This is a genomic window from Streptomyces sp. BK340 (assembly GCF_007827595.1).
Taxonomy (GTDB): Bacteria; Actinomycetota; Actinomycetes; order Streptomycetales; family Streptomycetaceae; genus Streptomyces.
In genome coordinates this window covers 248443-270971 of sequence record NZ_VISR01000005.1, presented here as the reverse complement: position 1 = coordinate 270971, position 22529 = coordinate 248443, and the positions used below count along the sequence as shown (strand labels likewise).

Genomic DNA, 22529 nt, shown 5'->3' with positions numbered 1-22529 from the left:
AAGTTGCGGCCGCCCCCTTCAGGCCTCAGAGGCTACAGGGCCGAGGGCTGTCACGCCCAGGTGATCAACCGCTTCGGCTGCTCCAGGACGGCCGCCACGTCGGCGAGCACCTTGGAGCCGAGTTCGCCGTCGACCAGGCGGTGGTCGAAGCTGAGGGCCAGGGTGGTGACCTGGCGCGGCTTGACCTTGCCCTTGTGGACCCACGGCTGGAGCTTGATCGCGCCGACCGCCAGGATCGCGGACTCGCCGGGGTTGAGGATCGGCGTGCCGGTGTCGACGCCGAAGACGCCGACGTTGGTGATGGTCACCGTGCCGCCCTGCATCGCCGCGGGGGACGTCTTGCCCTCACGGGCCGTGCCCACCAGCTCGCCCAGGGACTCGGCCAGCTGCGGGAGCGTCTTGGCGTGGGCGTCCTTGATGTTCGGGACGATCAGGCCGCGGGGGGTGGCCGCCGCGATGCCCAGGTTCACGTAGTGCTTGAGCACGATCTCCTGGTTGGGCTCGTCCCAGGACGCGTTGATGTCCGGGTTGCGCCTGATGGCGACCAGCAGGGCCTTGGCGATCAGGAGCAGCGGGTTCACCCGCAGACCCTGGAACTCCTTGTCCTGCTTGAGCTCCTCGACCAGCTTCATCGTGCGCGTCACGTCCACCGTCACGAACTCCGTGACGTGCGGCGCCGTGAACGCGGAGCCGATCATGGCCTGCGCGGTCGCCTTGCGGACGCCCTTGACCGGGATGCGGGTCTCGCGGGCGCCGTCGTACGCCACGGGGGCGGTCGCGGCAGGAGCCGTCACGGCGGGAGCGGCCGCAGCGGGGGCGGTGACCTGGGCGGCCACGGCCGGCTCGGCGGCCCTGGGGGTCGCCGCGGCGTGGACGTCCTCGCGGGTGATCACACCGTCCGGGCCGGACGGGGTGACCGTGGCGAGGTCGACGCCGAGGTCCTTCGCCAGCTTGCGCACCGGCGGCTTGGCCAGCGGGCGGGCCTGGGCGGGGACGGCGGCGCCGTGCCCGTTCAACTCGCTCTGGACGGCCTGGGCCGCGGCCGGGACCGTGACCTCCGGGCCCTTGCGCGGGCGGCGCTTGGTGGAGGTGGTCGCCACGCCGTAGCCGACCAGGACCGGCTGGCGGCCCTCCGTCTTGGGCTCCTCCGCCTTGGGTTCCTCCGCCTTGGGCTCTTCCGCCTTCGGCTGCTCGGCGGGAGCCTGCGCCGGTGCGCCGCCGGCCACGTCCACCGCGATGATGGCCGTGCCCACGTCGACCGTGGTGCCCTCGGGGAAGTGCAGTGAGCGGACCACGCCGTCGTAGGGGATGGGGAGTTCGACGGCCGCCTTGGCGGTCTCGACCTCGCACACCACCTGGCCGTCGGTGACCGTGTCACCGGGCTGGACGTACCACTTGAGGATCTCGGCCTCGGTGAGTCCCTCGCCCACGTCGGGCATCTTGAACTCGCGCACGGAAGCTTCCGTCATCGTCGTCACGAACCCTCTCCTCAGTACGCCAGGGCACGGTCGACGGCGTCGAGCACCCGGTCCAGACCCGGCAGGTACTCCTCCTCCAGGCGCGCCGGCGGGTACGGGGCGTGGTAGCCGCCGACCCGGAGCACCGGGGCCTCCAGGTGGTAGAAGCAGCGCTCCGTGATCCGGGCGGCGATCTCCGCGCCGGAGCCGAAGAACACCGGGGCCTCGTGCACGACGACCAGGCGGCGGGTCTTCTCGACCGAGGCCTGGATGGAGTCGAAGTCGAGGGGGCTGACCGAGCGCAGGTCCAGCACCTCCAGGGACTTGCCCTCCTCGGCGGCCGCGGCGGCGACCTCCTGGCACAGCTTCACCATCGGCCCGTACGCGGCCAGGGTCAGGTCCGTGCCCTCACGGACGACCTGGGCCTTGTGCAGGGGGCCGGGGATCGCCTCGGTGCTGACCTCGCCCTTGTCCCAGTAGCGGCGCTTGGGCTCGAAGTAGATTACCGGGTCGTCGCTCTGGATGGCCTGCTGCATCATCCAGTACGCGTCGGACGCGTTGGAGGGGCTGACCACCTTCAGGCCCGCCACGTGCGCGAACAGCGCCTCGGGGGACTCGGAGTGGTGTTCGACCGCGCCGATGCCACCGCCGTAGGGGATGCGGATGACGACCGGCATCTTGACCTTGCCCAGCGCACGGGCGTGCATCTTCGCCAGCTGCGTGACGATCTGGTCGTAGGCCGGGAAGACGAAGCCGTCGAACTGGATCTCCACCACCGGGCGGTAGCCGCGCAGGGCCAGGCCGATCGCGGTGCCGACGATGCCCGACTCGGCGAGCGGGGTGTCGATGACGCGGCTCTCGCCGAAGTCCTTCTGCAGGCCGTCGGTGACGCGGAAGACACCGCCCAGCTTGCCGACGTCCTCGCCCATGACGAGGACCTTGGGGTCCGTCTCCAGTGCGCGGCGCAGCGACTCGTTGATCGCCTTGGCCAGCGCCATGGTCTTGGTCTCGGCTGCCATGATCAGACCCCCTCTGCCTCTACGTCCGCGAACGACGCCTGGTAGGCGGCGAACTGGGCTCGCTCCTCGTCGACGAGCGCGTGCCCGTCCGCGTACACGTTCTCGAAGATGGCGAAGTGGTCCGGGTCCGGCATGGAGCGGACCGCTTCGCGCACTCGCCTGCCCAACGCCTCGGACTCGGACTCGAGTTCCGCGAAGAATCCCTCGTCCGCGTGGTTTGAGGCCTCGAGGAACCGGCGGAGGCGCAGGATCGGGTCCTTCGCCTCCCAGGACTGCCGCTCCTCGTCACCCCGGTAGCGGGTCGGGTCGTCGGAGGTGGTGTGGGCACCCATGCGGTAGGTGTACGCCTCGACCAGGGTCGGACCCTCGCCGTTGCGGGCACGCTCCAGCGCCCACTTGGTGACCGCGAGGCAGGCCAGCACGTCGTTGCCGTCCACGCGCACGCCCGGGAAGCCGAAGCCCTGGGCACGCTGGTAGAGCGGCACACGGGTCTGCTTCTCGGTGGGCTCGGAGATGGCCCACTGGTTGTTCTGGCAGAAGAAGACCACCGGCGCGTTGTAGACCGCGGAGAAGGTGAACGACTCGGCCACGTCGCCCTGGCTGGAGGCGCCGTCGCCGAAGTAGGCGATGACGGCCGAGTCCGCGCCGTCCTTGGCCACGCCCATCGCGTAGCCGGTGGCGTGCAGCGTCTGGGAGCCGATGACGATCGTGTACAGGTGGAAGTTGTTGCCGTTCGGGTCCCAGCCGCCGTTGTTCACGCCGCGGAACATCCCGAGCAGGTTGGCCGGGTCGACCCCGCGGCACCAGGCGACGCCGTGCTCGCGGTAGGTCGGGAAGACGTAGTCGTCGTCACGCAGGGCCCGGCCGGAGCCGATCTGGGCGGCCTCCTGGCCGAGCAGCGAGGCCCACAGGCCCAGCTCGCCCTGGCGCTGCAGGGAGGTGGCCTCGGCGTCGAACCGGCGGGTGAGCACCATGTCGCGGTACAGGCCACGCAGCTCTTCGGGGGTGATCCCGGCGACGTAGGCGTCGTACTCCGCGTTCTTGACCCGCTTGCCCTCGGGCGTCAGGAGCTGAACGAGCTCCGGGTCGACGCTCTTCTTGGTGGTGCGGGTGGTGCGCTTGGTGCCGGTGGTCCCGGTACTGGTGCCGGTGGTGCCGGCCTTGCCTGCGGCGCTGCGTCGCGGCTTGCGCGCGGCACTGCTGTCCACGGTCACGTGTGCTCCTCCGTCGGTCCGGCCCCCGGGGTTGCCGGTAGGCCAGTGCGGCTCACCTGTTCTCGACCACCGGGCACGGGGTGGGTGCCACTCGGCCGGGAACAGGCGTGACAGGTGCCCCGGCGAGCGCCCTGCAACTTTCACGTTACCCAGTGCTCCACATTTCTGTGAAACCCCTCCTGACCTGCGTTTTTGCTTGGATTTCCAAGTAAATCCGCAGAGGCTGGAAGGCCGCTGGTCACAGCCTTGCAGGAGGCCGGAGCAACGGCACGTTATCCCGGCCACCCCGGGCACGGGAAGAGTCAATGTGTGACACCGCCCTCGTACACGAAGAGTGAAAAATCCGGTTATTCCCGCTCGGCGACCACGAGGCGGTGCGCCGCGGAGTGCACGAGACGCTCTGCGTCGAAGCGGATGCCGAGGTGGTCGGGGAGGCCGCTGCGGCGGCCGGTGCACCGGTACGGATTCCGGCCACCCGGCCCGGCCGCGCGGTGCTCGACGTGCCGGCTCCCGGACGGCAGCGGGTCGGGGCGTGCCGGGGGATGCGGCCCCTGGACGGGACGGTCGGGTGCCTGACGCCGACCCCGTTCACGGACGACGAGGCCCTCTTCGGCGCGCTCGTGGCCGGGGTCTGCGGACACGCGTCGAAGGCGATCCGCGGTGAACGACTGCCGTGCGACGTAGGCGAACAACTTCCGTGCGACGTAAGGGCCGTGGCCGTCGGCGCCTCCCGGTCCGGCCCGGTCGCGACGGCTCGCGCCCCGGAGCGGCTGCGCGACGGCGGCAGCGCGCGCACCGACCGCGGACCGGACGGGCACACCGGGCAGGGGCACAAGATCCTCGAACTGACCGGCGAAGGGCGCACCGGCCGGCAGATCGGCGACAGGTCGCATCCCGCCGGTTGCACCCCGCCGGAAAACGATCAAGAAATACGTTTCCGGCATGATCGCCGGACTCGGCATGAAACCGCATTCCTGAGCGGTCGCGCATATGACGCGCATGCAGTCGGAAAAAGCATGAAAGTCATTGACGGCCCGGTCAGGTTTTGCCGCTCCTTTACCCGAAAGCCCGGCCTTTCATCGGATCTTTCGAAGGGCCGAGTTCATCACGGTGCGCAGCGTGACCGGAAGCGACCAGCGGCGACTGCCTGTGACAAGCCCCAGCTCACAGCCGCTTTTCGTGCCCTAACATCTGGCGCGTGCCGCGCTCATGTGTACCACCCCCCGTACCCCACGCGCCCCCTCTGGGCGCCCTGCTGCGCCTGTACGCCGCCGGTACCGCCCTCACCTGTGAACCCGTCGACCAGGGCCTGCTCAACCGCGGCTACCGGCTGTGCACCACCCGCGGCCGCTACTTCCTCAAGCACCACTTCGACCCGGACACCGCCGACCCCGCCGCCATCGAACGCCGGCACCGGGCCACCCAGCGGCTGGCCGACCTCGGTGTCCCGGTCGCCCAGCCGCTCGCCCACCGCGAGGGCCGTACGGTCGCCGTCGTCGGCGGCCACGCCTACGCCCTGCACCCCTGGATCGACGGCAGGCACCGCCACGGCGGGCAGCTGACCCGCGGGGAGAGCGCACGCCTGGGGGCGCTCCTGGGCGCCGTACACGCCTGTCTGGAGCGCGTGATGCCTCCCAAGGCGCGCACGCGCCCGGCCACGAGCCCACATCCCGTGGAGAGCGCCGACCCGGCGGACACCTTCGCCCTCATCGACGACCTGCTCGCCCACGTCCGCCGCCACCGACCCGCCGACGCCTTCGACGAACTGGCCCGTCACCGCCTCCTGGAACGCCGCTCCCTCCTGGAGCAGCACGCCGACCGGCGCCCCCCGCGCGGCGCCTCGGTGGGCTGGGTGCACGGCGACTTCCACCCCTTCAACCTGCTCTACAAGGGGGACGCCCCGGCCGCCATCGTCGACTGGGACCGGCTCGGCGTGCAGCCCCGCGCCGAGGAGGCCGTACGCGCCGCCGCGATCTTCTTCGTACGGCCCGCGGGGGCGCTGGACCTGCCCAAGGTGCTGGCGTACGCGCGCGCGTACCGGCGCGCGGCCGGCGCCACTCCCTCGGAGCTCGCGGCGGCCGTGCACCGGGTGTGGTGGGAACGCCTGAACGACTTCTGGATGCTGCGCTGGCACTACGAACGCGGCGACACGCGCGCGGACTGCCAGTTCCCGGCCGCCTCGGCGCTCGCGGTGTGGTGGACCCGGGAGTACGACGCGGTGTGCGACGCCTTCGTCGGGTGAACTAGGGGGTCGGCGGGGTGGACGGCGTCGGCGGCCTTCAAGTGGTGCCGTTGCCGACCGTGGTGCCGTCCGTGGTGCCCGTGTCCGTGCCACCGACCGTGGCGCCGGTGTCCGTACCGCCGTCCGTGGTGCCGGTGTCCGTGCCGCCGTCCGTGGTGCCGGTGTCCGTGCCGCCGTCCGTCGGGGTGGTCGCCGGATCCGTCGGCTCCTGCGAGGTCGGCTCGGTGGTCGGGTCGGAGGTCTCCGTGTCGGACGGGGCCGTCGACGGTGTGTACGACGGCGTCCAGCCCGAGCTGCCGCCCGTGTTCGAGTTGTCGTCCGTGGACGTGTCCGTGGGCCGGCCGGTGTCTTCGTCCGTCGGCGTCTTGGAGGGCTTGTCGTCCTTCGTGGTCTGCGAGTGACTCGGCGTCGGATCGGTGCCCGCGCCCTTGCCGTCTCCCGTGTTGTTCATCGCGATCGCGACACCGGCCGCGATCGCGATCACCGCGAGGACCGCGAGGATCCACAGCTTGCCGCGGCCGCTGCCCCTGTTGCCGTGCCCCTCGAAGCCGCCGTCGTCGCCGTTGCCGTACCCGCCGGGCAGGATCGGCTGCGGGATCTGCGTGGTGCCGGCGCCGAACTCGCCGGGGTGCTGCATCGCGGTCGTCCCCGCGAAGCCGCCCGCCGGGGTGTGCCGGCCCTCGTGCGTCGTCACCGGGCCGGTGTTCCAGGTGCCGGTGTGGCCGCCCTGGTCGTACAGCATCTGCAGGCCGTACTGGACCATGCCGCGCATCTCTTCGGCCGTCTGGAACCGGTCGTCGGGCTCCTTGGCGAGCGAGCGCATCACCATGCCGTCCAGCTCCGGCGGACAGGCGTCGGCGAACTGGGACGGCGGGGTCGGGATGTCCTGTACGTGCTGGTAGACCACCGACAGCGGAGTCTCACCGGTGAACGGGGGCCTGAGCGCGAGAAGTTCGTACAGCAGGCAGCCGGTCGCGTAGAGGTCGGAGCGGTGGTCGACGGCCTTGCCGAGCGCCTGCTCGGGCGAGAGGTACTGCGGGGTACCCATGACCATGCCGGTCTGCGTCATCGTTGTCGAAGCGCCGTGCAGGGCGCGGGCGATGCCGAAGTCCATCACCTTGACGGCACCGTTGTTGGTGATGATGACGTTGGCCGGCTTGATGTCGCGGTGCACGATGCCGTGCTGGTGCGAGTAGGCGAGCGCCTCCAGCACGCCGGAGACGATGATCAGGGCCTGCTCGGGGCCCGGCGCCTCGGCGTTCAGCAACAGGTCGCGGATGGTGCGGCCCTCGACCAGCTCCATCACGATGTACGGGACGGACTGGCCGCCCACGTAGTCCTCACCGGAGTCGTACACGGCGACGATCGCGTGGTGGTTGAGACCGGCCACCGACTGGGCCTCGCGCGTGAAGCGGGCCTTGGAGGTCGGGTCCTCGGCCAGGTCGGCACGGAGCAGCTTGACCGCGACCGTGCGGCCCAGACGGACGTCCTCGGCGGCGAACACCTCGGCCATGCCACCCCGGCCCAGCCGGTGGGTCAGCCGGTACCGGCCGTCGCCGACGAGCCCGCCGTTGCCCCACATCTCCGGCGTGTCTGACATGCCGCCGCCAGTCGCCTCGGGGTCGGACGGGCCCTGGGCGCTGTGCGTCTGTGCCATCGGTCCTCGCCGTCGTTTCTGCCCGCGGTGCGCGCGGTGTTGTTACGGTCTCCGTCGGCCACGCTACAGCCTTCGCATGGGCCACCGGTCCGGATCCGGTGCCGGGACCGGCCCGAGACTGACCGGTCATGAAACCCCTAGCACGCGCTCTCGTGCAAATTCCGTGGACTGGTCGTACGGGCGCTGTAACGCTTCCGCGACGCTTCTTTCGCGTACGGTCACGGAACGGGCACCGAGCTTGACGTGTCAGTGCCCTGGGGCAGACTTGGCCGGGAATGACACATTCGATCAAGGCTTGTTCGCTGAATGACGGCGCCGGACGGCCAGTGGGGGACGCGGAGAGATGAGCCACGACGGCGCACAGGGCCGGTACGCGGGAAGGTCGCTGGCCGGCGGTCGCTACCAGCTGCGTGACTTGCTCGGTGAAGGCGGCATGGCCTCGGTTCACCTGGCGTACGACGCCGTGCTGGACCGCCAGGTCGCGATCAAGACGCTCCACACCGAGCTGGGCCGGGAGCAGGCCTTCCGCGAGCGCTTTCGCCGCGAGGCCCAGGCAGTGGCCAAGCTCACGCACACCAACATCGTCTCGGTCTTCGACACCGGCGAGGACGATCTGGACGGCGCGACGATGCCGTACATCGTCATGGAGTACGTAGAGGGCCGCCCGCTCGGCTCGGTGCTCGACGCGGACGTACGGCAGTACGGCGCGATGCCCGCCGACAAGGCCCTGAAGGTCACCGCGGACGTGCTGGCCGCGCTGGAGATCAGCCACGAGATGGGCCTGGTCCACCGCGACATCAAGCCGGGCAACGTGATGATGACCAAGCGCGGCGTCGTCAAGGTCATGGACTTCGGTATCGCGCGCGCCATGCAGTCCGGCGTCACCTCGATGACCCAGACCGGCATGGTCGTCGGCACCCCGCAGTACCTCTCACCGGAGCAGGCCCTGGGCCGCGGCGTGGACGCCCGCTCCGATCTGTACTCGGTCGGCATCATGCTGTTCCAGCTGGTCACCGGGCGGCTGCCGTTCGACGCGGACTCCCCGCTGGCGATCGCCTACGCGCATGTCCAGGAGGAGCCGGTCGCCGCCTCCTCGATCAACCGTTCCCTTCCGCCCGCGGTGGACGCGCTGATCGCCCGCGCGCTGAAGAAGAACCCGAACGAGCGCTTCCCGACCGCCGAGTCCATGCGCGACGAGTGCCTGCGCGTCGCCGCCTCCCTCCAGGCTGCGGCGCCGAGCATCGTGCCGGGCTCCGGTCCGACGCAGAGCGGCGCGGGTGTCGGCTCCGCGGTGTTCCCGCCGGTCGACCAGGCGACTCCGGCGCCCACCGGCCCGGTCCAGACGCCATACCAGCCGACCCCGGCTCCGGGCCCGTACGGCACCCCGGCCCCGACCCCCGCGCCGGCGTACGGCTATCCGCAGCAGGCCGGCTACCAGACCCCGCCCGCGGGGTACGGGCAGCAGGCCCCCGCGACCCCGCCGCCGTACAACCTCACGCCCCAGACCGCGGTGCAGTCCCACTCCGGCGGAGGCGGCGGCAAGAGCAACAAGCCGGTGATCATCGGCTCGATCGTGGTGTCCCTCGTCGCGGTGGTCGGTCTGATCGTCGCGGTGACACTGAACAACGGCGGCGAGGACGACAAGGGAGGCGGCGGCGCCAGCCCCTCCGCGTCGGCCCACGCGGACGGCTACCGGGGTCCGGACACGAGCAAGACGGTCGACAAGACCGAGTGCACGGAGCCGCAGGAGTCGTACAACGACCCGAAGAAGATCACGCTCCCGGACTTCCGGTTCAAGTACATCAAGTCGGTCAAGGACTGCGCGGCCGCCGCGGGCTGGCGCATCACGACCAAGGAAGTCGACGAGAACACCTACGGTGAGGGCGCGGTCATCGACCAGTTCCCGAAGCAGGGCACGGACGTCGACCCGAAGAGCGTCGAGATCCAGCTCAACGTGTCGTCGGGCAACCCTTAAGCAGCCACGGGCCGACACCGCCGCAGAACGGCAGGCACGGTCGCAGAACGGCAGACATAGGAAGGGCCCGGCGGACTGCCGCCGGGCCCTTCGTGCTGAGGTGGGCCTGGGATTACAGGTACGGTCCGCCCGAGCGGCCGCCCGTGTGGTGATCGTCGCCCTCGTGGCCCACGCCCGGCGGCAGCGCCCGGCGCATCTGCTCCAGCTGGGCCCGCGCGGCCATCTGCTGGGCGAACAGCGTCGTCTGGATCCCGTGGAACAGACCCTCCAGCCAGCCGACCAACTGGGCCTGTGCGATCCGCAGTTCCGCGTCGCTCGGGGTTCCGTCGTCGGTGAACGGCAGGGAGAGCCGCTCCAGCTCCTCGACCAGCTCCGGCGCCAGCCCGTCCTCCAGCTCCTTGACCGAGCTGCGGTGGATCTCCTTCAGCCGGGCCCGGCTCGCGTCGTCCAGGGGAGCCGCACGCACCTCCTCGAGGAGCTGCTTGATCATGCTGCCGATCCGCATGACCTTGGCCGGCTGCTCGACCTGCTCCGTCAGCGGGGTCTCGCGGGAGTCCTCGTCTCCGCCGCCGCCAATCGTCATGCCGTCCTGGCCCACGACCAGGATCTGGGGATTCTCTGGCGACCGTTCGTTCCTCGGCATCTCCATGCCGCCATTCTCTCGCACGCCTACACCTCATCACCGTCGTGCCCCCTCTTGGGACTGATCCACCGTTTAGACCTGTCGGCCCAATCCGGAATGCCCTGTCTGCCATGAAATGTGAGGCTGGATTCCGTCGATGTTCGACGACTTGGCTCTGGGAGGTCACCGACGTGACTCCATGGCTGCGACTGACGCTCCGCCTGCTGCGGATGCTGCTCGTCCTCGCGGCAGCCGTGCCGGTGTGCGGCACGGCCATCGCATACGGCGCGGAGACCGCCCCGCCGGACTCCCCCGTGCCCTCGGCGTCCCCGTCCCCCGCCCTGCGGGTCACGGCCTCGCCGGCGGCACGGTTCTCCGACTCCGACTCCGACTCCGACTCCGACGCCGACTCCGACTCCGACTCGGCCTCCGACTCGGCCTCCGCCTCGCCCTCCGCTCCCGCCGAGCCGTCCCGGGCCGGGAGCCGTGCCGGTGAAGGCAGGCTGCGGCCGGGCCGACCGGACGGACCTGCCGCCGCGGAGGAGGGCGACGACGACACCGGCACGGTCACCGGGGCCCCCGACACCGATCCGGAGGACGGCTACCCGGAGGAGGCGGAGACCGCGGTGATCCCGGACCAGGCGCCGGCGGCCTCCGAGTCGCCCGCGGAGGCCGGACTGAACCCCGCCCGGCCCCCGCAGCAGCCCGCGGGCCAGAACGCCGTTCAACAGGGCCGGACCTCCGCCGAACCGACCCTGCAGATCCTGCCGCTGGGCTCCGGTCTGGTCCTCATCGGCCTGGGCCTGGGTCTGGCATTCGTGGGCCTGCGGGTACGGCGCAGCTGATCCGACCGGCCTGCTACGGCGCCACCAGCAGCACCTTGCCGACGTGCCGGCTCGCCTCCACCACCCGGTGTGCCTCGGCCGCCTCCGGCATCGGCAGCTCGCTGTCGACGACCGGGCGGACCTGGCCCGCGGCGAGCAGGGGCCACACATGTTCGCGAACGGCGGCCACGATGGCGGCCTTCTCGTTCAGCGGCCGGGCCCGCAGCGAGGTCGCGCTGATGGCGGCTCGCTTGTTCAGCAGGGCGGCGATGTTCAGCTCACCCTTGATCCCGCCCTGCATGCCGATGATCGCGAGCCGCCCGTTGACGGCGAGGGCCTGGACGTTGCGGTCCAGGTACTTCGCGCCCATGTTGTCGAGGATGACATCGGCACCCGCGCCGTCCGTGGCCTGCCCGATCTCGGCGACGAAGTCCTGCTCCCGGTAGTTGATCAGCACGTCCGCGCCCAGCTCGGCGCAGTGCTCCAGCTTCTCCTTCGTCCCCGCGGTCACCGCGACCTTGGCGCCGACGGCCTTGGCCAGCTGGATCGCCATCGTGCCGATACCACTGGAGCCGCCGTGCACCAGCAGCGTCTCGCCCGGGCGCAGATGGGCGATCATGAAGACGTTGGACCAGACCGTGCAGACCACCTCGGGCAGCGCGGCCGCCCGCTTCAGGTCCACACCACGGGGCACGGGCAGCAGCTGCCCGGCCGGAACCACGACCTTCTCGGCGTAGCCGCCGCCCGAGAGCAGCGCGCACACCTCGTCGCCGACGGCCCAGCCGGAGACCCCGGGGCCGAGCGCGGCGATCCTGCCGGAGCACTCCAGGCCGGGGTACGGGGACGCGCCGGGCGGCGGGTTGTAGAAGCCCTGCCGCTGCAGGATGTCGGCACGGTTGACGGCGCTGGCCACCACCTCGACCAGCACCTCCCCCGCGCCGGGCACCGGATCGGGCACCTCGCCCCACACCAGCGCCTCGGGACCACCAGGTTCGGGAATCGTGATCGCATGCATGAGCGCGACGCTACTCCCCGCCGGTGTCCTCTCCGGGGCAGGCCCGCTCAGTCGCGGGGCAGCGGGCGGGTGTGCGGGGCGACATGCGCTCCAGGGGTCGCCCGGACGATGGTGATCAGTCGGTCCGTCAGCTGGAGGGTGCCGATGGAGGGGTCGTCGTAGCCGAGCACCCGGTGCCCGCGTACGACGCTCACCACCAGGTCGTCCGTCTCGCGCGGGGACTTGCCCGCCTCGGCCCGGACCACCGGGCGTTCGATGAGGTCGAGCCCGCTGCCCTGCTGGATCAGGTCCTCCATGACCATGCCGGCCGCGGGACTGAGCACGGACAGGCCGAGCAGCCGGCCGGCCGCGCCGGAGCTGGTGATGACGGCGTCGGCGCCGGACTGCTTGAGCAGCGGCGCGTTCTCCTCCTCACGGACGGCGGCCACGATCTTCGCGCTCCGGTTGAGCTGCCGGGCCGTCAGGGTGACGAGGACGGCGGTGTCGTCGCGCTGCGGGGCGACGATGATCTGCCGGGCCCGGTGCACCTCGGCACGCTTGAGCACCTCGCTGCGGGTGGCGTCGCCTATGACGCCCGCGTAGCCCTCGGAGGTCGCCGCGTCGATCACCTTGGAACTGGGGTCGACCACGACCACCTGCTCCTTCTTCAGACCCGTCGCGCAGACGGTCTGGACGGCCGACCGTCCCTTCGTGCCGAAGCCGACGACGACGGTGTGGTCGCGCAAGGCGGACCTCCAGCGGTTTTCCGGAAGTACCCTTAGGCCATGGACAACGACCTTGTACAGCGGGCCCGTCCGGCCGCACCTGGTCACACGCGGGGCTCAAAGCCGTGATCCGTAACCCTCGGCTGTGCGGGTACCGCTCGCGCCAGGTCATAGACGTTGACCCCGTCACGGGAACGACCAACAAGCGCGTCGAGATCGTCTTGGACGACCACGGGAAGCCGGTGATCGGGCAGTGGGAACCCGCGATCACCGTCGAGGAGTGGGAGGCCGTCACGGAGCTACTCGGTTCGAATCCCGCTCCGGGGCAGGGCTTCAACACGCGCAAGTCCCTACTGCGGGGCACCCTTCGGTGTGACCGGAACGGCTGTGGTGCGCAGCTTCGGATCTCCAAAGCGGAGAAGCGTCTCAAGAAGCCAGAGGGCTACTTCTACTACACGTGTCCGAGCAGCGGCAGCCCCTACTCAGGGTGCGGAGGCACGCGGATTCCCGGCCCGGAAACGGACAAGGTCGTATCCATGATGGTGATCGTCAGGCACCAGGAGGAGGCCGCCAAGCGGCAGGCCAGTCCCGCACCCACGACGTGGGACAAGGAGGAGGAGCTAAAGCGCGTCCTCGAAGACACCGACGACCTGAAGCAGGCCCGGAAGTCGCGGATCATCACAGCGGAGACGTACTTTTCGCAGCTTGCGGAGCACGAGGCCGAGAAGCGACGTCTCACGACGGAGCGGAACCGATTCCTATGGCACAGGCACTCCGCACAGAGTGAGCCCGTTGATCTCGCCGAGACGTGGGATGACCTGCAGCTCAGTGAGAAGCGCGGGTACATCGAGGACACACTGCTTGCCGTACTCGTCGGCCCTGCCGTCGGTCGTGGGAAGCCGGTGCGTGATCGACTGACTCCGGTGTGGAGGCCGAAGGGGGATCAGGCGGGAGCTGGGTCCGAGGACGGTTCGGAGTGATCTCGGTCTGAGGCGGAGCGAGACGCGGGGCGACGGGCAGACCGAGGATCGTGTTTGCCCGTCGCCAGTCGTCGTCAGACCAGGCAGGTGCGTTCCGTGCCTGTTCACGGGCCCAGGCCCAGTCTTCGTCTCCTTCCAACGGGAGTCTGCGGGCGCGCACGGTCTCGGACCATCACCCGATGGGTCACCACACGCTCGTCCGCTTGGCGGGCGATGGCGTCATGGCCCGGAAGTTTCACGTGAAACACACCCCGATTCCGGCCGCCGCCCACGGCAGGTCCAGCAGCTCCGTCTCCTCGCCCTGTCGTGCCCCGCCCGGCGGTACGACGGCCAGCGCGTCGGCGGCGGCGATACCGCGCAGCATGGCCGGGCCGTTGTAGTGCAGCGGTACGGCACGGTCGCCGCGCAGCACCACGGGGACGAGCCGGGTGTCGTACGGATGCCCCTGCACCGCCTCCCTGAGCGGCAGCGTGTACGGCTCGGGGGCGGGGCGGGCGGCGAGGGTCCGCAGCAGGGGCTCGGCGAGCGTGAGCAGGCCGGAGACGGCCGCGAGGGGGTTGCCGGGCAGGCCGACCAGGTGCTGGTTCTCCTTGGTGCGGGCCAGCAGCATGGGGTGGCCGGGGCGCACCTTGACACCGTCGACGAGGAGTTCGGCGCCGATGCGTTCCAGGCTGGGGTGGACATGGTCGACGGGTCCCGCCGCGGTGCCGCCGGTGGTGACGATCAGGTCGGCTCCGGAGACCGTGAGCGCCTTGTGCAGGGCTTTGGCGTCATCGCCCAGCCGGCGTACGGCGGTGACCTCGGCGCCCATCGCGCGCAGCCAGGGGGGCAGCATGGGGCCTAGCGCGTCCCGGATCAGCCCGTCGTGCGGGAGTCCCTCGGTGAGCAACTCGTCGCCGAGGACGAGGACTTCGACGCGGGGACGGGGGACGGCCGTGACCGTGTCGTACCCGGCGGCCGCCGCGAGGCCCAGCACGGCCGGGGTGACGAGGGTGCCGACGGGGAGCAGCTGATCGCCGTTGCGGCACTCCTGGCCGCGCGGGCGGATGTCCTGGCCGTGGCTGACCTCCCGGGTCGCGTGGAGGCGGCCCTGGGCGTCGGTGCGGCCGTGTTCGGTGCGCAGCACCGCGGTGGTGTCGGCCGGGATGCGGGCACCGGTCGCGATGCGGACGGCCTCACCGTCGGTCAGCTGCTCGGGCTGTGCGTGTCCGGCGAGTACGCCCTCGTCCCGGATCTCCCAGGGGCCCGGTCCGGCGACCGCCCAGCCGTCCATCGCCGAGGTGTCGAACGAGGGCAGGTCGGTGAGTGCGTCGAGGGGGGCGGCGAGGACCAGGCCGAGGGCGTCGGCGAGGGAGACGGAGACAGGGGTGCGGCGGTTGACCGAGCGGGCGGCTCGGGCGGCGATCTCGCGGGCGCGGGGCCAGGGAGTGGCCTTGTGCCGCTCGTGCCGCTGCCGGGCACCGGTGGAGGAGGGCGCGGGGCCGCTGCTGTCGTCCTTGGGTTCCCTCACGAGGGCCAGGGCCTCCTCGACGTCGAGGTCGTCGCTGTCCTCGGCGGGCGCACCGGCCCGGATGCCGGGGGCGGTCATCCCGCGTCCGGGGCGGACGCGCCCCCGCTGTTCTCTTCCTCCCAGCGCAGCGCCAGGGCGACGGCCTTGCGCGCGGCTTCGGCGACGGCTTCGGGGCCGCCGCCACCGAGGGCTGCGGCGTAGCCGACGAGGAAGGTGGTCAGGGGCGCGGCGGGCCGGGCCACTCCATGGGCGGCGTCACGGGCCAGGTCGAGCAGGACGCCGGTGTCGACGTCCAGGTCGATGCCCAGCTCGTCCTTGACTGCGGAGATCCATTCATCCAACACGTGCCCATGCTCCCTGATGCGCGCCCTGGCGTCGGCGATGTCGTCCCAGGTGTCGCAGTCGAAGGACGCGAGCGGGTCCGGGACGCGGGTGAGGTCGAGGGCGCCGGTCAGCCGGCGCAGGGGCAGGCCGGTCAGGCCGTCGGGTCCGGCAGCGAGGGCGGCCAGTTCGCGGCGCAGGGCGGCGGTGCGGTAGGCGGCCACGAGCGGCTGGTCGCGGCCGTCGGCGTCGGTGAGCAGCGCGCCGTCGGCCCCGGTGTCCCGCAGGGCCGTCAACAACCGCTCCAGCGTGGCCGCTTCGAGGAAGGGCAGGTCGGCGGAGAGGACGACGGCGTGCTCGGCGGTGCTGGACCGCAGCCCGGCCTCCAGTGCGGCGACCGGTCCGGCGCCGGGCGGTTCCTCGCGCGCCCAGCGCACCGGGCGTGCGGTGGGCCGGGGGGCGGCGACGACGACGGTCGTGGCCGCCCCGGCGCAGGCCGCGAGCACCCGGTCGAGCAGTGCGCGCCCGCCGACCCGCAGCCCGGGCTTGTCGGCCCCGCCGAGCCGCCGGGCGGCGCCGCCGGCCAGCACGACGGCGTCGTACGGCGGGGCTGTCCCGGGGGCGGCGGGAGCGTTGTCGGTCACCCCCCGAGTATGTCCTGCCTCCTGCTCCTTCAGGCCTTCGCGTGCGTCACAGCGTGCGCAGCAGCACCGCCGGGTGCTCCACGCAGTCCGCCACGTACCGCAGGAAACCGCCTGCCGTGCCGCCGTCGCACACCCGGTGGTCGAAGGTGAACGAGAGCTGGACGACCTGGCGCACGGCCAGCTCGCCCTCGTGTACCCAGGGCTTGGGGACGATGCGGCCGACGCCGAGCATGGCGGCCTCGGGGTGGTTGATGATCGGGGTGGAGCCGTCGACGCCGAAGACCCCGTAGTTGTTCAGCGTGAAGGTCCCGCCGGTGAGTTCCCCGGGGGTCAGCGTCCCGGCCCGGGCGGACTCGGTGAGGCGGGCGAACTCCGCGGTCAGCGACTCGGCGTCGCGTGCGTGGGCGTCCCGGACCACCGGCACGACCAGCCCGCGCTCGGTCTGCGCGGCGAACCCGAGGTGCACGTGGTCGAGCTGGACGACCTCGCGGGCGCCGGTGTCGATGTAGGAGTTCAGCTCGGGGAAGCGGGCGAGGGCGGCGGTGGTGATGCGGGCGAACAGTGCGAGGAGCGAGATCTTCGGTCCTCCGGCCGCGTTCATCGCGGCCCGCGCGCGCATGAGTTCCGTCGCGTCGGCGTCGACCCAGCAGGTCGCGTCGGGAATCTCCCGGCGGCTGCGGGACAGCTTGTCGGCGACGGCACCGCGGACGCCCTTGAGGGGGATGCGGATGCCGTTGCGGTCGGGGGACACGGGGACGGCCGGTTCCGCCGCCACGGGGGCAGGGGTGGCCTTGGCCCGCAGGGCGCCCTCGACGTCGGCCCGCAGGATCAGCCCGTCGGGACCTGAACCGGCCAGCTGCCGCAGGTCGATGTCGTTGTCCCGGGCGAGCCGGCGCACCAGCGGGGAGATCACGGGGACGGGGCCCTCGGCGAGCACGGGTGCCGCCGCGACCGCGGGGGCGGGCGATGCCGGAGCGGGCTCCTTCACCGTCCCGTTGGCAGGGGCCGCCGACCGCACCCTCCGGCGCCGTGCGGGCGCCTCGGAGGTGCCGTAGCCGACCAGGACATTGCCCGAACCCTCGGTGTCCCCGCCGGTGACCTGGGAAGCCGGGGGTCCCACCGCCACCGTCAGGAGGGGGGCGCCGACAGGCAGTTCCGTGCCCTCCTCGCCGAAGCGGGCGGTGACCACGCCGCCGTAGGGGCAGGGGACCTCGACCATCGCCTTGGCCGTCTCGACCTCCACGACCGGCTGGTCGATGGCGACGACGTCACCGACCTGCACCAGCCAGCGGACGATCTCCGCCTCGGTGAGACCCTCGCCGAGGTCGGGGAGCTTGAACTCCAGCACCTGTGCCATCAGCCCTCGGCCTCCCACTGCAGGCGCGCCACGGCGTCCAGGATGCGGTCGACGCCGGGCAGGTGGTGCCGCTCCAGCATCGGCGGCGGGTAGGGGATGTCGAAGCCGGCCACGCGCAGCACCGGCGCCTCCAGGTGGTGGAAGCAGCGCTCGGTGATGCGGGCCGCGATCTCGCCGCCCGGGCCGCCGAATCCGGTCGACTCGTGCACGACCACCGCGCGTCCGGTGCGGCGGACGGCGGCGCAGACCGTCTCGTCGTCGAACGGCACAAGGGAGCGCAGGTCGACCACTTCCAGGTCCCAGCCCTCCGCCCGGGCGGCCTCGGCGGCCTCCAGGCAGACCGGCACGGACGGACCGTAGGTGATGAGCGTGGCGCTGCTGCCCGGGCGGCGCACCACCGCACGGCCGATGGGCTCGACGTCCGTGGGGTGCTCGGGGTTCCAGGAGTCCTTCGACCAGTACAGCCGCTTGGGCTCGAGGAAGACGACCGGGTCGTCGGAGGCGATGGCCTGGCGCAGCAGCCCGTAGGCGTCGGCGACGGTCGCGGGGGTGACGACGTGCAGGCCCGGGGTGGCCATGTAGTAGGCCTCGGAGGAGTCGCTGTGGTGCTCGACTCCGCCGATGCCGCCGCCGTAGGGGACGCGGACCGTGATCGGCAGGGGCATCCTGCCGCGGGTGCGGTTGCGCATCCGGGAGACATGGCTGATCAGCTGCTCGAACGCCGGGTAGGCGAAGGCGTCGAACTGCATCTCCACGACCGGACGCAGTCCGTACATGGCCATGCCGACGGCGGTGCCGAGGATGCCCGCCTCGGCCAGCGGGGTGTCGGTGCAGCGGTCCTCGCCGAACTCCTTGGCGAGCCCGTCGGTGACCCGGAAGACACCGCCGAGGGTGCCGACGTCCTCGCCCATGACGTGCACGGTGGGGTCGGCGGCCATCGCGTCGCGCATCGCGCGCGTGAGGGCCTGCGCCATGGTGGCGGGCTTGACGGCGACGGTGGTCATCGGTGGTCGCCTTCCTGGTCGTCCTGCTCCGCCTCCAGCTCGGCACGCAACAGGGCGCGCTGCTCGCGCAGTTGCGCGGTGGTCTCGGAGTAGACGTGGTCGAAGAGGTCCATGGGGTTGAGCTCGGGGTCCTGGTTCATGCGTGCACGCAGGTCCGCAGCCATCTCCTCGGCGTCCTGCCGGGCGGCCTCCCGGCCCGCGTCGTCGAGCAGGCCACGCGCGGTCAGCTCGTGGTCCAGCAGCAGGATCGGGTCGTGTGCACGCCAGGCCTCGACCTCGGAGTCGCCGCGGTAGCGGGTGGCGTCGTCGGCGTTGGTGTGCGCCTCGATGCGGTACGTCACCGCCTCGACCAGGGTCGGGCCGCCGCCCGCGCGGGCGCGCCGCACGGCGTCGCCGAGGACCTCGTGCACGGCGACCGCGTCGTTGCCGTCGACCAGCCGGCCCGGCATGCCGTAGCCGACGGCCTTGTGGGCCAGGGAGGGCGCGGCGGTCTGCTTGGCGAGCGGGACGGAGATGGCGAAGCCGTTGTTCTGCACCAGGAAGACCACCGGTGCCTGCCAGACGGCGGCGAAGTTCAGCGCCTCGTGGAAGTCGCCCTCGCTGGTGCCGCCGTCGCCGACCATGGCGAGCGCGACCACGTCGTCGCCCTTGAGGCGGGCGGCGTGGGCGAGGCCGACGGCGTGCGGGAGCTGGGTGGCCAGCGGGGTGCTGAGCGGCGCCACACGGTGCGCGTACGGGTCGTAGCCGGTGTGCCAGTCGCCGCGCAGCAGGGTGAGGGCCTCCACGGGGTCCACGCCGCGGGCGATGGCGGCGAGGGTGTCGCGGTAGCTGGGGAACAGCCAGTCGCGCTCCTCGAGAGCCAGGGCGGCGGCGACCTCGCAGGCCTCCTGGCCGGTGCTGGACGGATAGACGGCGAGGCGGCCCTGCTTGGTGAGCGCGGTGGCCTGGGCGTTGTACCGGCGGCCGCGCACCAGCTGTGCGTACAGCCGGCGCAGCAGGTCCGGGTCGGACTTGGCGGCCGCCTCGGTGCCGAGGACGCGGTAGGGCTCGGCGTCGGGCAACAGCGGCGCGGGGTCCATACGGGGCTGCCAGGCGGGCGGCGGCGAAGGCCGGTACGCGCCTCGCTGCTCCATGACCGTCATGACGGCACCTCCTCGTGGGAGCGGCTACGGGAGGCGTGTCGGCTGTGACCCGCCTCACCTACCGATTGTTCGGTCGTTGGCACATTTTGGCTACAGGCCCCGTCAGGCTGTGGACAAACGGTTCTCCACATCCTGCAATGAATGCAGGACGTCCACGGCGAGGGAGCGGGGGGACATGGCAGCTGAACAAATGGCCGATGGACCGCAGGACGGCGTGCTGCCGCCGCCGCGTCCGCTGGACGCCATAGACCAGGACATCCTGAAGATCCTGCAGTCGGACGGCCGCGCCTCGATACGTTCCGTCGCCGAGCGTGTGCACGTCTCGCGCGCCAACGCCTACGCGCGGATCAACCGTCTCGTCGAGGACGGTGTGATCAGGGGGTTCAGCGCCCGCGTCGACCACGAGCGGGCAGGGCACGGCACATCGGCGTACGTCACGCTGAAGATCGTCCAGAACACCTGGCGCACGGTTCGCGACCAGCTCAGGCAGCTGCCCGGCGCCTCACACATCGCTCTGGTGGGCGGTGACTTCGATGTCCTGCTCCTGGTGCACACGCCCGACAACAAGGCGCTGCGCGAGCTGGTGCTCACCCGGCTCCAGGCGATCCCCGAGGTGCTCAGCACCCGCACCCTGCTGGTGTTCGAGGAGGAGGACCTGGAGCCGACCTGAGCTCAGTTCTGCCGCAGGCCCGCGAAGGCCAGCAGGACCACGGCGTCGGCCACTTCGCGGCCGCTGGCGCCACGGGCGTCGGGCCGGTACCACTCCACGACGGAGTTGATCATTCCGAAGACCAGCCGGGTGGCCAGCCGCACCTCCACGTCGCCGCGTACGTCACCGTCGTCGGCGGCGGCCTTCAGCAGTTCGGCGACCCGGTGGTCGAAGTCGCGGCGCCGCTCCAGCGCCCAGCGCTCGGTCTCGGTGTTGCCGCGCACGCGCAGCAGCAGCGTGACGTAGGGCAGCTCGGATATCAGCACCTCGACCATGCGCCGCACGACGTGCTCCAGACGCTCCACGGGGCGCCCCACGCGCGCGTGCTCCTCCTCGAGGATCCCGAACAGGCCTTCCAGCGCCCGGCTGACGGCTCGGCGCAGCAGCTCCTCCTTGCCGCTGACGTGGTGGTAGATGGACGACTTGGAGATGCCTGCCGCCTTGGACAGGTGCTCCATGGAGGTGCCGTCGTAGCCGCGCTCGTTGAAGACCTGGACGGCGACGGAGAGCAGCGTCTCGGGGGTGTAAGTGTCGCGCCTTGCGGTCGTCATGAGGTGCCCTCCCGCTTGTCGGTGGCGTACGCGTGCCGGTAGAGCGCGAGGGACGGCGCGTACCGGCCGGAGGGGTCGCGCAGGTGCAGGTCGTCCAGCAGGTCGTAGGCCCAGCCGCGGCCGAGCCGGCGGCTCCACTCGAAGGGGCCGAGCGGGTAGTTGACGCCGAGGCGCATCGCGGTGTCGATGTCCTCCTCGGTGGCCACGCCCTTGGCGACGGCGTCGTGGGCGAGGTCCACGATCCGGGCGACCGTGCGGGCGACGATCATGCCGGGGATGTCACCGATGACGCTCACCTCCTTGCCGAGCGCCTGGAAGAGGCCGATCGCCTCGGCGAGGGTCTGCGGCGCGGTGTCCTGGGAGGCGGACAGGGCGATGCGGGTGGCCTTGCGGTAGTCGAGGGCGAGGTCGAAGTAGACGACGTCGCGGAACTCCACGGAGGTCTGGCCGTCGGCGAGGACCAGCTGGCCGCCGCTCGGCAGCACCAGCCGGGTGCCGCTGTCCTCGTCCTCCTCGCGGACCTCGATGCCCGCCTCACGGACCAGCGTGAGCAGTTCGGCCGCCGGGCCCAGGCCGCCCTCGGCGACGACGTACACGGGCGGCCGCTCCTTCTCGGCCGTGTGCGGCTCGGAACGCTCGGCGTCCTCGGCGTAGTCGTACCAGCCGTGCCCGCTCTTGCGGCCGAGCCGCCCGGACTCGACCAGCCGGCGCTGGGCCAGCGAGGGCGTGAAGCGGACGTCCTGGAAGAAGGACTGCCACACCGAGTGGGTGACGGACTCGTTGACGTCCTGCCCGATCAGGTCGGTCAGCTCGAACGCGCCCATCCGGAAGCCGCCCGACTCGCGCAGGACCGCGTCGATGGTGGCCGGGTCGGCGGCCTGGGCCTCGTACACCGCAAAGGCCTCGGCGTAGAAGGGCCGGGCGATCCGGTTGACGATGAAGCCGGGGGTGTCCGCGCAGGCCACCGGGGTCTTGCCCCAGGCGCGGGCGGTCTCGTACGCGCGCGTGGCCGACGTGACGTCGGTGGCGAACCCGGAGACGACCTCGACCAGCGGCAGCAGCGGGGCCGGGTTGAAGAAGTGCAGGCCCACGAAGCGGCCGGGGTTGACCAGCGCGCCGCCGATGGCCGTCACCGACAGGGACGAGGTGTTGGTGGCGAGCAGGCAGTCGTCGGCGACGACGTCCTCCAGCTCGCGCAGGAGTTTCTGCTTGACGTCCAGCCGTTCCAGGACGGCCTCGACCACCAGCGTGCAGTCGGACAGCTCGGCGAGGCTGTCCGCGGGCGTGAGCCGGGCGCGGGCCGCGTCCCGGTCGGCGGTGGTGAGCCGGTCCTTCGCGACGAGCCGGTCGAGTCGGGCGCCGATCGCTTCGGCCGCCTCCCGGGCCCGCCCGGGCACGGCGTCGTAGAGCCGCACCGGGTGGCCGGCGGCCAGCGCGACCTGGGCGATGCCCTGGCCCATGGTGCCGGTGCCGACGACGGCCACGGGCCTGCTGAGGTCGAGTGCTGTCATGTGCGCGATCCTCCCGCACGACGTTGTCCACGGATGCGGCAGGCCCTCTTGTCCCGACCGATCGTTCGGTT

The 22529-nt window shown here is 71.6% G+C and carries 17 protein-coding genes and 3 pseudogenes; 6 read left to right on the top strand and 14 right to left on the bottom strand.

What is annotated here, in order from left to right:
* Window positions 1-50: 50 nt before the first annotated feature.
* The 3 genes from FB157_RS13090 to pdhA (FB157_RS13080) are packed head-to-tail and all read right to left on the bottom strand — an operon-like array spanning window position 51 to window position 3690.
* Window positions 51-1478, bottom strand: coding sequence for a dihydrolipoamide acetyltransferase family protein (locus FB157_RS13090; RefSeq protein ID WP_145879115.1), 1428 nt, complete (start codon window positions 1476-1478; stop codon window positions 51-53).
* Between the two features lie 11 nt (window positions 1479-1489).
* The gene (locus FB157_RS13085) at window positions 1490-2476 is read right to left on the bottom strand and encodes an alpha-ketoacid dehydrogenase subunit beta (protein ID WP_145879113.1); all 987 of its coding nucleotides are present in this window, start codon (window positions 2474-2476) and stop codon (window positions 1490-1492) included.
* 2 nt (window positions 2477-2478) lie between these two features.
* A complete protein-coding gene (gene pdhA / locus FB157_RS13080) occupies window positions 2479-3690 on the bottom strand; it encodes a pyruvate dehydrogenase (acetyl-transferring) E1 component subunit alpha (RefSeq protein WP_145879111.1) in 1212 nt (403 codons plus the stop codon).
* Window positions 3691-4031: 341 nt separating this feature from the next.
* Between pdhA (FB157_RS13080) and FB157_RS48350 the strand changes: the two are divergent.
* Both FB157_RS48350 and FB157_RS13070 read left to right on the top strand, forming a co-directional pair.
* Window positions 4032-4668, top strand: a pseudogene (locus FB157_RS48350) (DNA-binding response regulator).
* A 220-nt stretch (window positions 4669-4888) separates the two neighbouring features.
* Entirely contained in the window at window positions 4889-5932 is a 1044-nt protein-coding gene (locus FB157_RS13070) for a phosphotransferase (protein WP_186581479.1), read from the top strand.
* A 37-nt stretch (window positions 5933-5969) separates the two neighbouring features.
* Here FB157_RS13070 and FB157_RS13065 read toward each other — a convergent pair whose 3' ends face one another.
* The gene (locus FB157_RS13065; RefSeq protein ID WP_145879109.1) at window positions 5970-7589 is read right to left on the bottom strand and encodes a protein kinase domain-containing protein; all 1620 of its coding nucleotides are present in this window, start codon (window positions 7587-7589) and stop codon (window positions 5970-5972) included.
* Between the two features lie 343 nt (window positions 7590-7932).
* On the opposite strand from FB157_RS13065, the gene FB157_RS13060 reads away from it, so the two are divergent.
* Window positions 7933-9564, top strand: coding sequence for a protein kinase domain-containing protein (locus FB157_RS13060; protein ID WP_145879107.1), 1632 nt, complete (start codon window positions 7933-7935; stop codon window positions 9562-9564).
* Window positions 9565-9676: 112 nt separating this feature from the next.
* Here the strand turns inward: FB157_RS13060 and FB157_RS13055 are convergent, their stop codons facing one another.
* Window positions 9677-10213 (bottom strand): bacterial proteasome activator family protein, encoded by a 537-nt coding sequence (locus FB157_RS13055; RefSeq protein WP_145879105.1) that lies wholly within the window; start codon window positions 10211-10213, stop codon window positions 9677-9679.
* Between the two features lie 164 nt (window positions 10214-10377).
* Here FB157_RS13055 and FB157_RS13050 point away from each other — a divergent pair, with 164 nt between their 5' ends.
* Complete coding sequence (locus FB157_RS13050) at window positions 10378-11031, top strand: hypothetical protein (RefSeq protein ID WP_145879103.1); 654 nt, start codon at window positions 10378-10380, stop codon at window positions 11029-11031.
* Window positions 11032-11044: 13 nt separating this feature from the next.
* Here the strand turns inward: FB157_RS13050 and FB157_RS13045 are convergent, their stop codons facing one another.
* Together FB157_RS13045 and FB157_RS13040 are read right to left on the bottom strand one after the other, a co-directional pair.
* Complete coding sequence (locus FB157_RS13045; RefSeq protein ID WP_145879102.1) at window positions 11045-12025, bottom strand: NAD(P)H-quinone oxidoreductase; 981 nt, start codon at window positions 12023-12025, stop codon at window positions 11045-11047.
* Between the two features lie 47 nt (window positions 12026-12072).
* A pseudogene (locus FB157_RS13040) lies at window positions 12073-12768 on the bottom strand (potassium channel family protein); the annotation flags it as partial.
* A gap of 56 nt (window positions 12769-12824) precedes the next feature.
* Here FB157_RS13040 and FB157_RS13035 point away from each other — a divergent pair.
* Window positions 12825-13709 (top strand): annotated as a pseudogene (locus FB157_RS13035) (recombinase family protein); the annotation flags it as partial.
* Between the two features lie 235 nt (window positions 13710-13944).
* Here FB157_RS13035 and FB157_RS13030 read toward each other — a convergent pair.
* The 5 genes from FB157_RS13030 to pdhA (FB157_RS13010) are packed head-to-tail and all read right to left on the bottom strand — an operon-like array spanning window position 13945 to window position 19687.
* A complete protein-coding gene (locus tag FB157_RS13030) occupies window positions 13945-15297 on the bottom strand; it encodes a molybdopterin molybdotransferase MoeA (protein ID WP_145879098.1) in 1353 nt (450 codons plus the stop codon).
* On the bottom strand, window positions 15294-16184 hold the full coding sequence (locus FB157_RS13025; RefSeq protein ID WP_145879096.1) for an NTP transferase domain-containing protein: 891 nt from the start codon (window positions 16182-16184) through the stop codon (window positions 15294-15296). Before FB157_RS13025 ends, FB157_RS13030 begins: the two co-directional genes overlap by 4 nt.
* 46 nt (window positions 16185-16230) lie before the next feature.
* Window positions 16231-17541 (bottom strand): dihydrolipoamide acetyltransferase family protein, encoded by a 1311-nt coding sequence (locus FB157_RS13020; protein ID WP_145879094.1) that lies wholly within the window; start codon window positions 17539-17541, stop codon window positions 16231-16233.
* Window positions 17541-18545 carry an alpha-ketoacid dehydrogenase subunit beta gene (locus tag FB157_RS13015; protein ID WP_145879093.1) on the bottom strand — a complete coding sequence of 335 codons (1005 nt, stop codon included), beginning with the start codon at window positions 18543-18545 and terminating at the stop codon, window positions 17541-17543. The genes FB157_RS13020 and FB157_RS13015 overlap by 1 nt, the downstream gene beginning before the upstream one ends.
* Window positions 18542-19687, bottom strand: a complete 1146-nt coding sequence (gene pdhA, locus FB157_RS13010; protein WP_145879091.1) for a pyruvate dehydrogenase (acetyl-transferring) E1 component subunit alpha — start codon at window positions 19685-19687, stop codon at window positions 18542-18544. Before pdhA (FB157_RS13010) ends, FB157_RS13015 begins: the two co-directional genes overlap by 4 nt.
* Window positions 19688-19862: 175 nt before the next feature.
* Here pdhA (FB157_RS13010) and FB157_RS13005 point away from each other — a divergent pair, with 175 nt between their 5' ends.
* The gene (locus FB157_RS13005; protein ID WP_385163586.1) at window positions 19863-20357 is read left to right on the top strand and encodes an Lrp/AsnC family transcriptional regulator; all 495 of its coding nucleotides are present in this window, start codon (window positions 19863-19865) and stop codon (window positions 20355-20357) included.
* A gap of 2 nt (window positions 20358-20359) precedes the next feature.
* Here the strand turns inward: FB157_RS13005 and FB157_RS13000 are convergent, their stop codons facing one another.
* Entirely contained in the window at window positions 20360-20947 is a 588-nt protein-coding gene (locus FB157_RS13000) for a TetR/AcrR family transcriptional regulator (RefSeq protein ID WP_145879089.1), read from the bottom strand.
* Window positions 20944-22458 carry a 3-hydroxyacyl-CoA dehydrogenase gene (locus FB157_RS12995; protein ID WP_145879087.1) on the bottom strand — a complete coding sequence of 505 codons (1515 nt, stop codon included), beginning with the start codon at window positions 22456-22458 and terminating at the stop codon, window positions 20944-20946. The genes FB157_RS13000 and FB157_RS12995 overlap by 4 nt, the downstream gene beginning before the upstream one ends.
* Window positions 22459-22529: the final 71 nt, after the last annotated feature.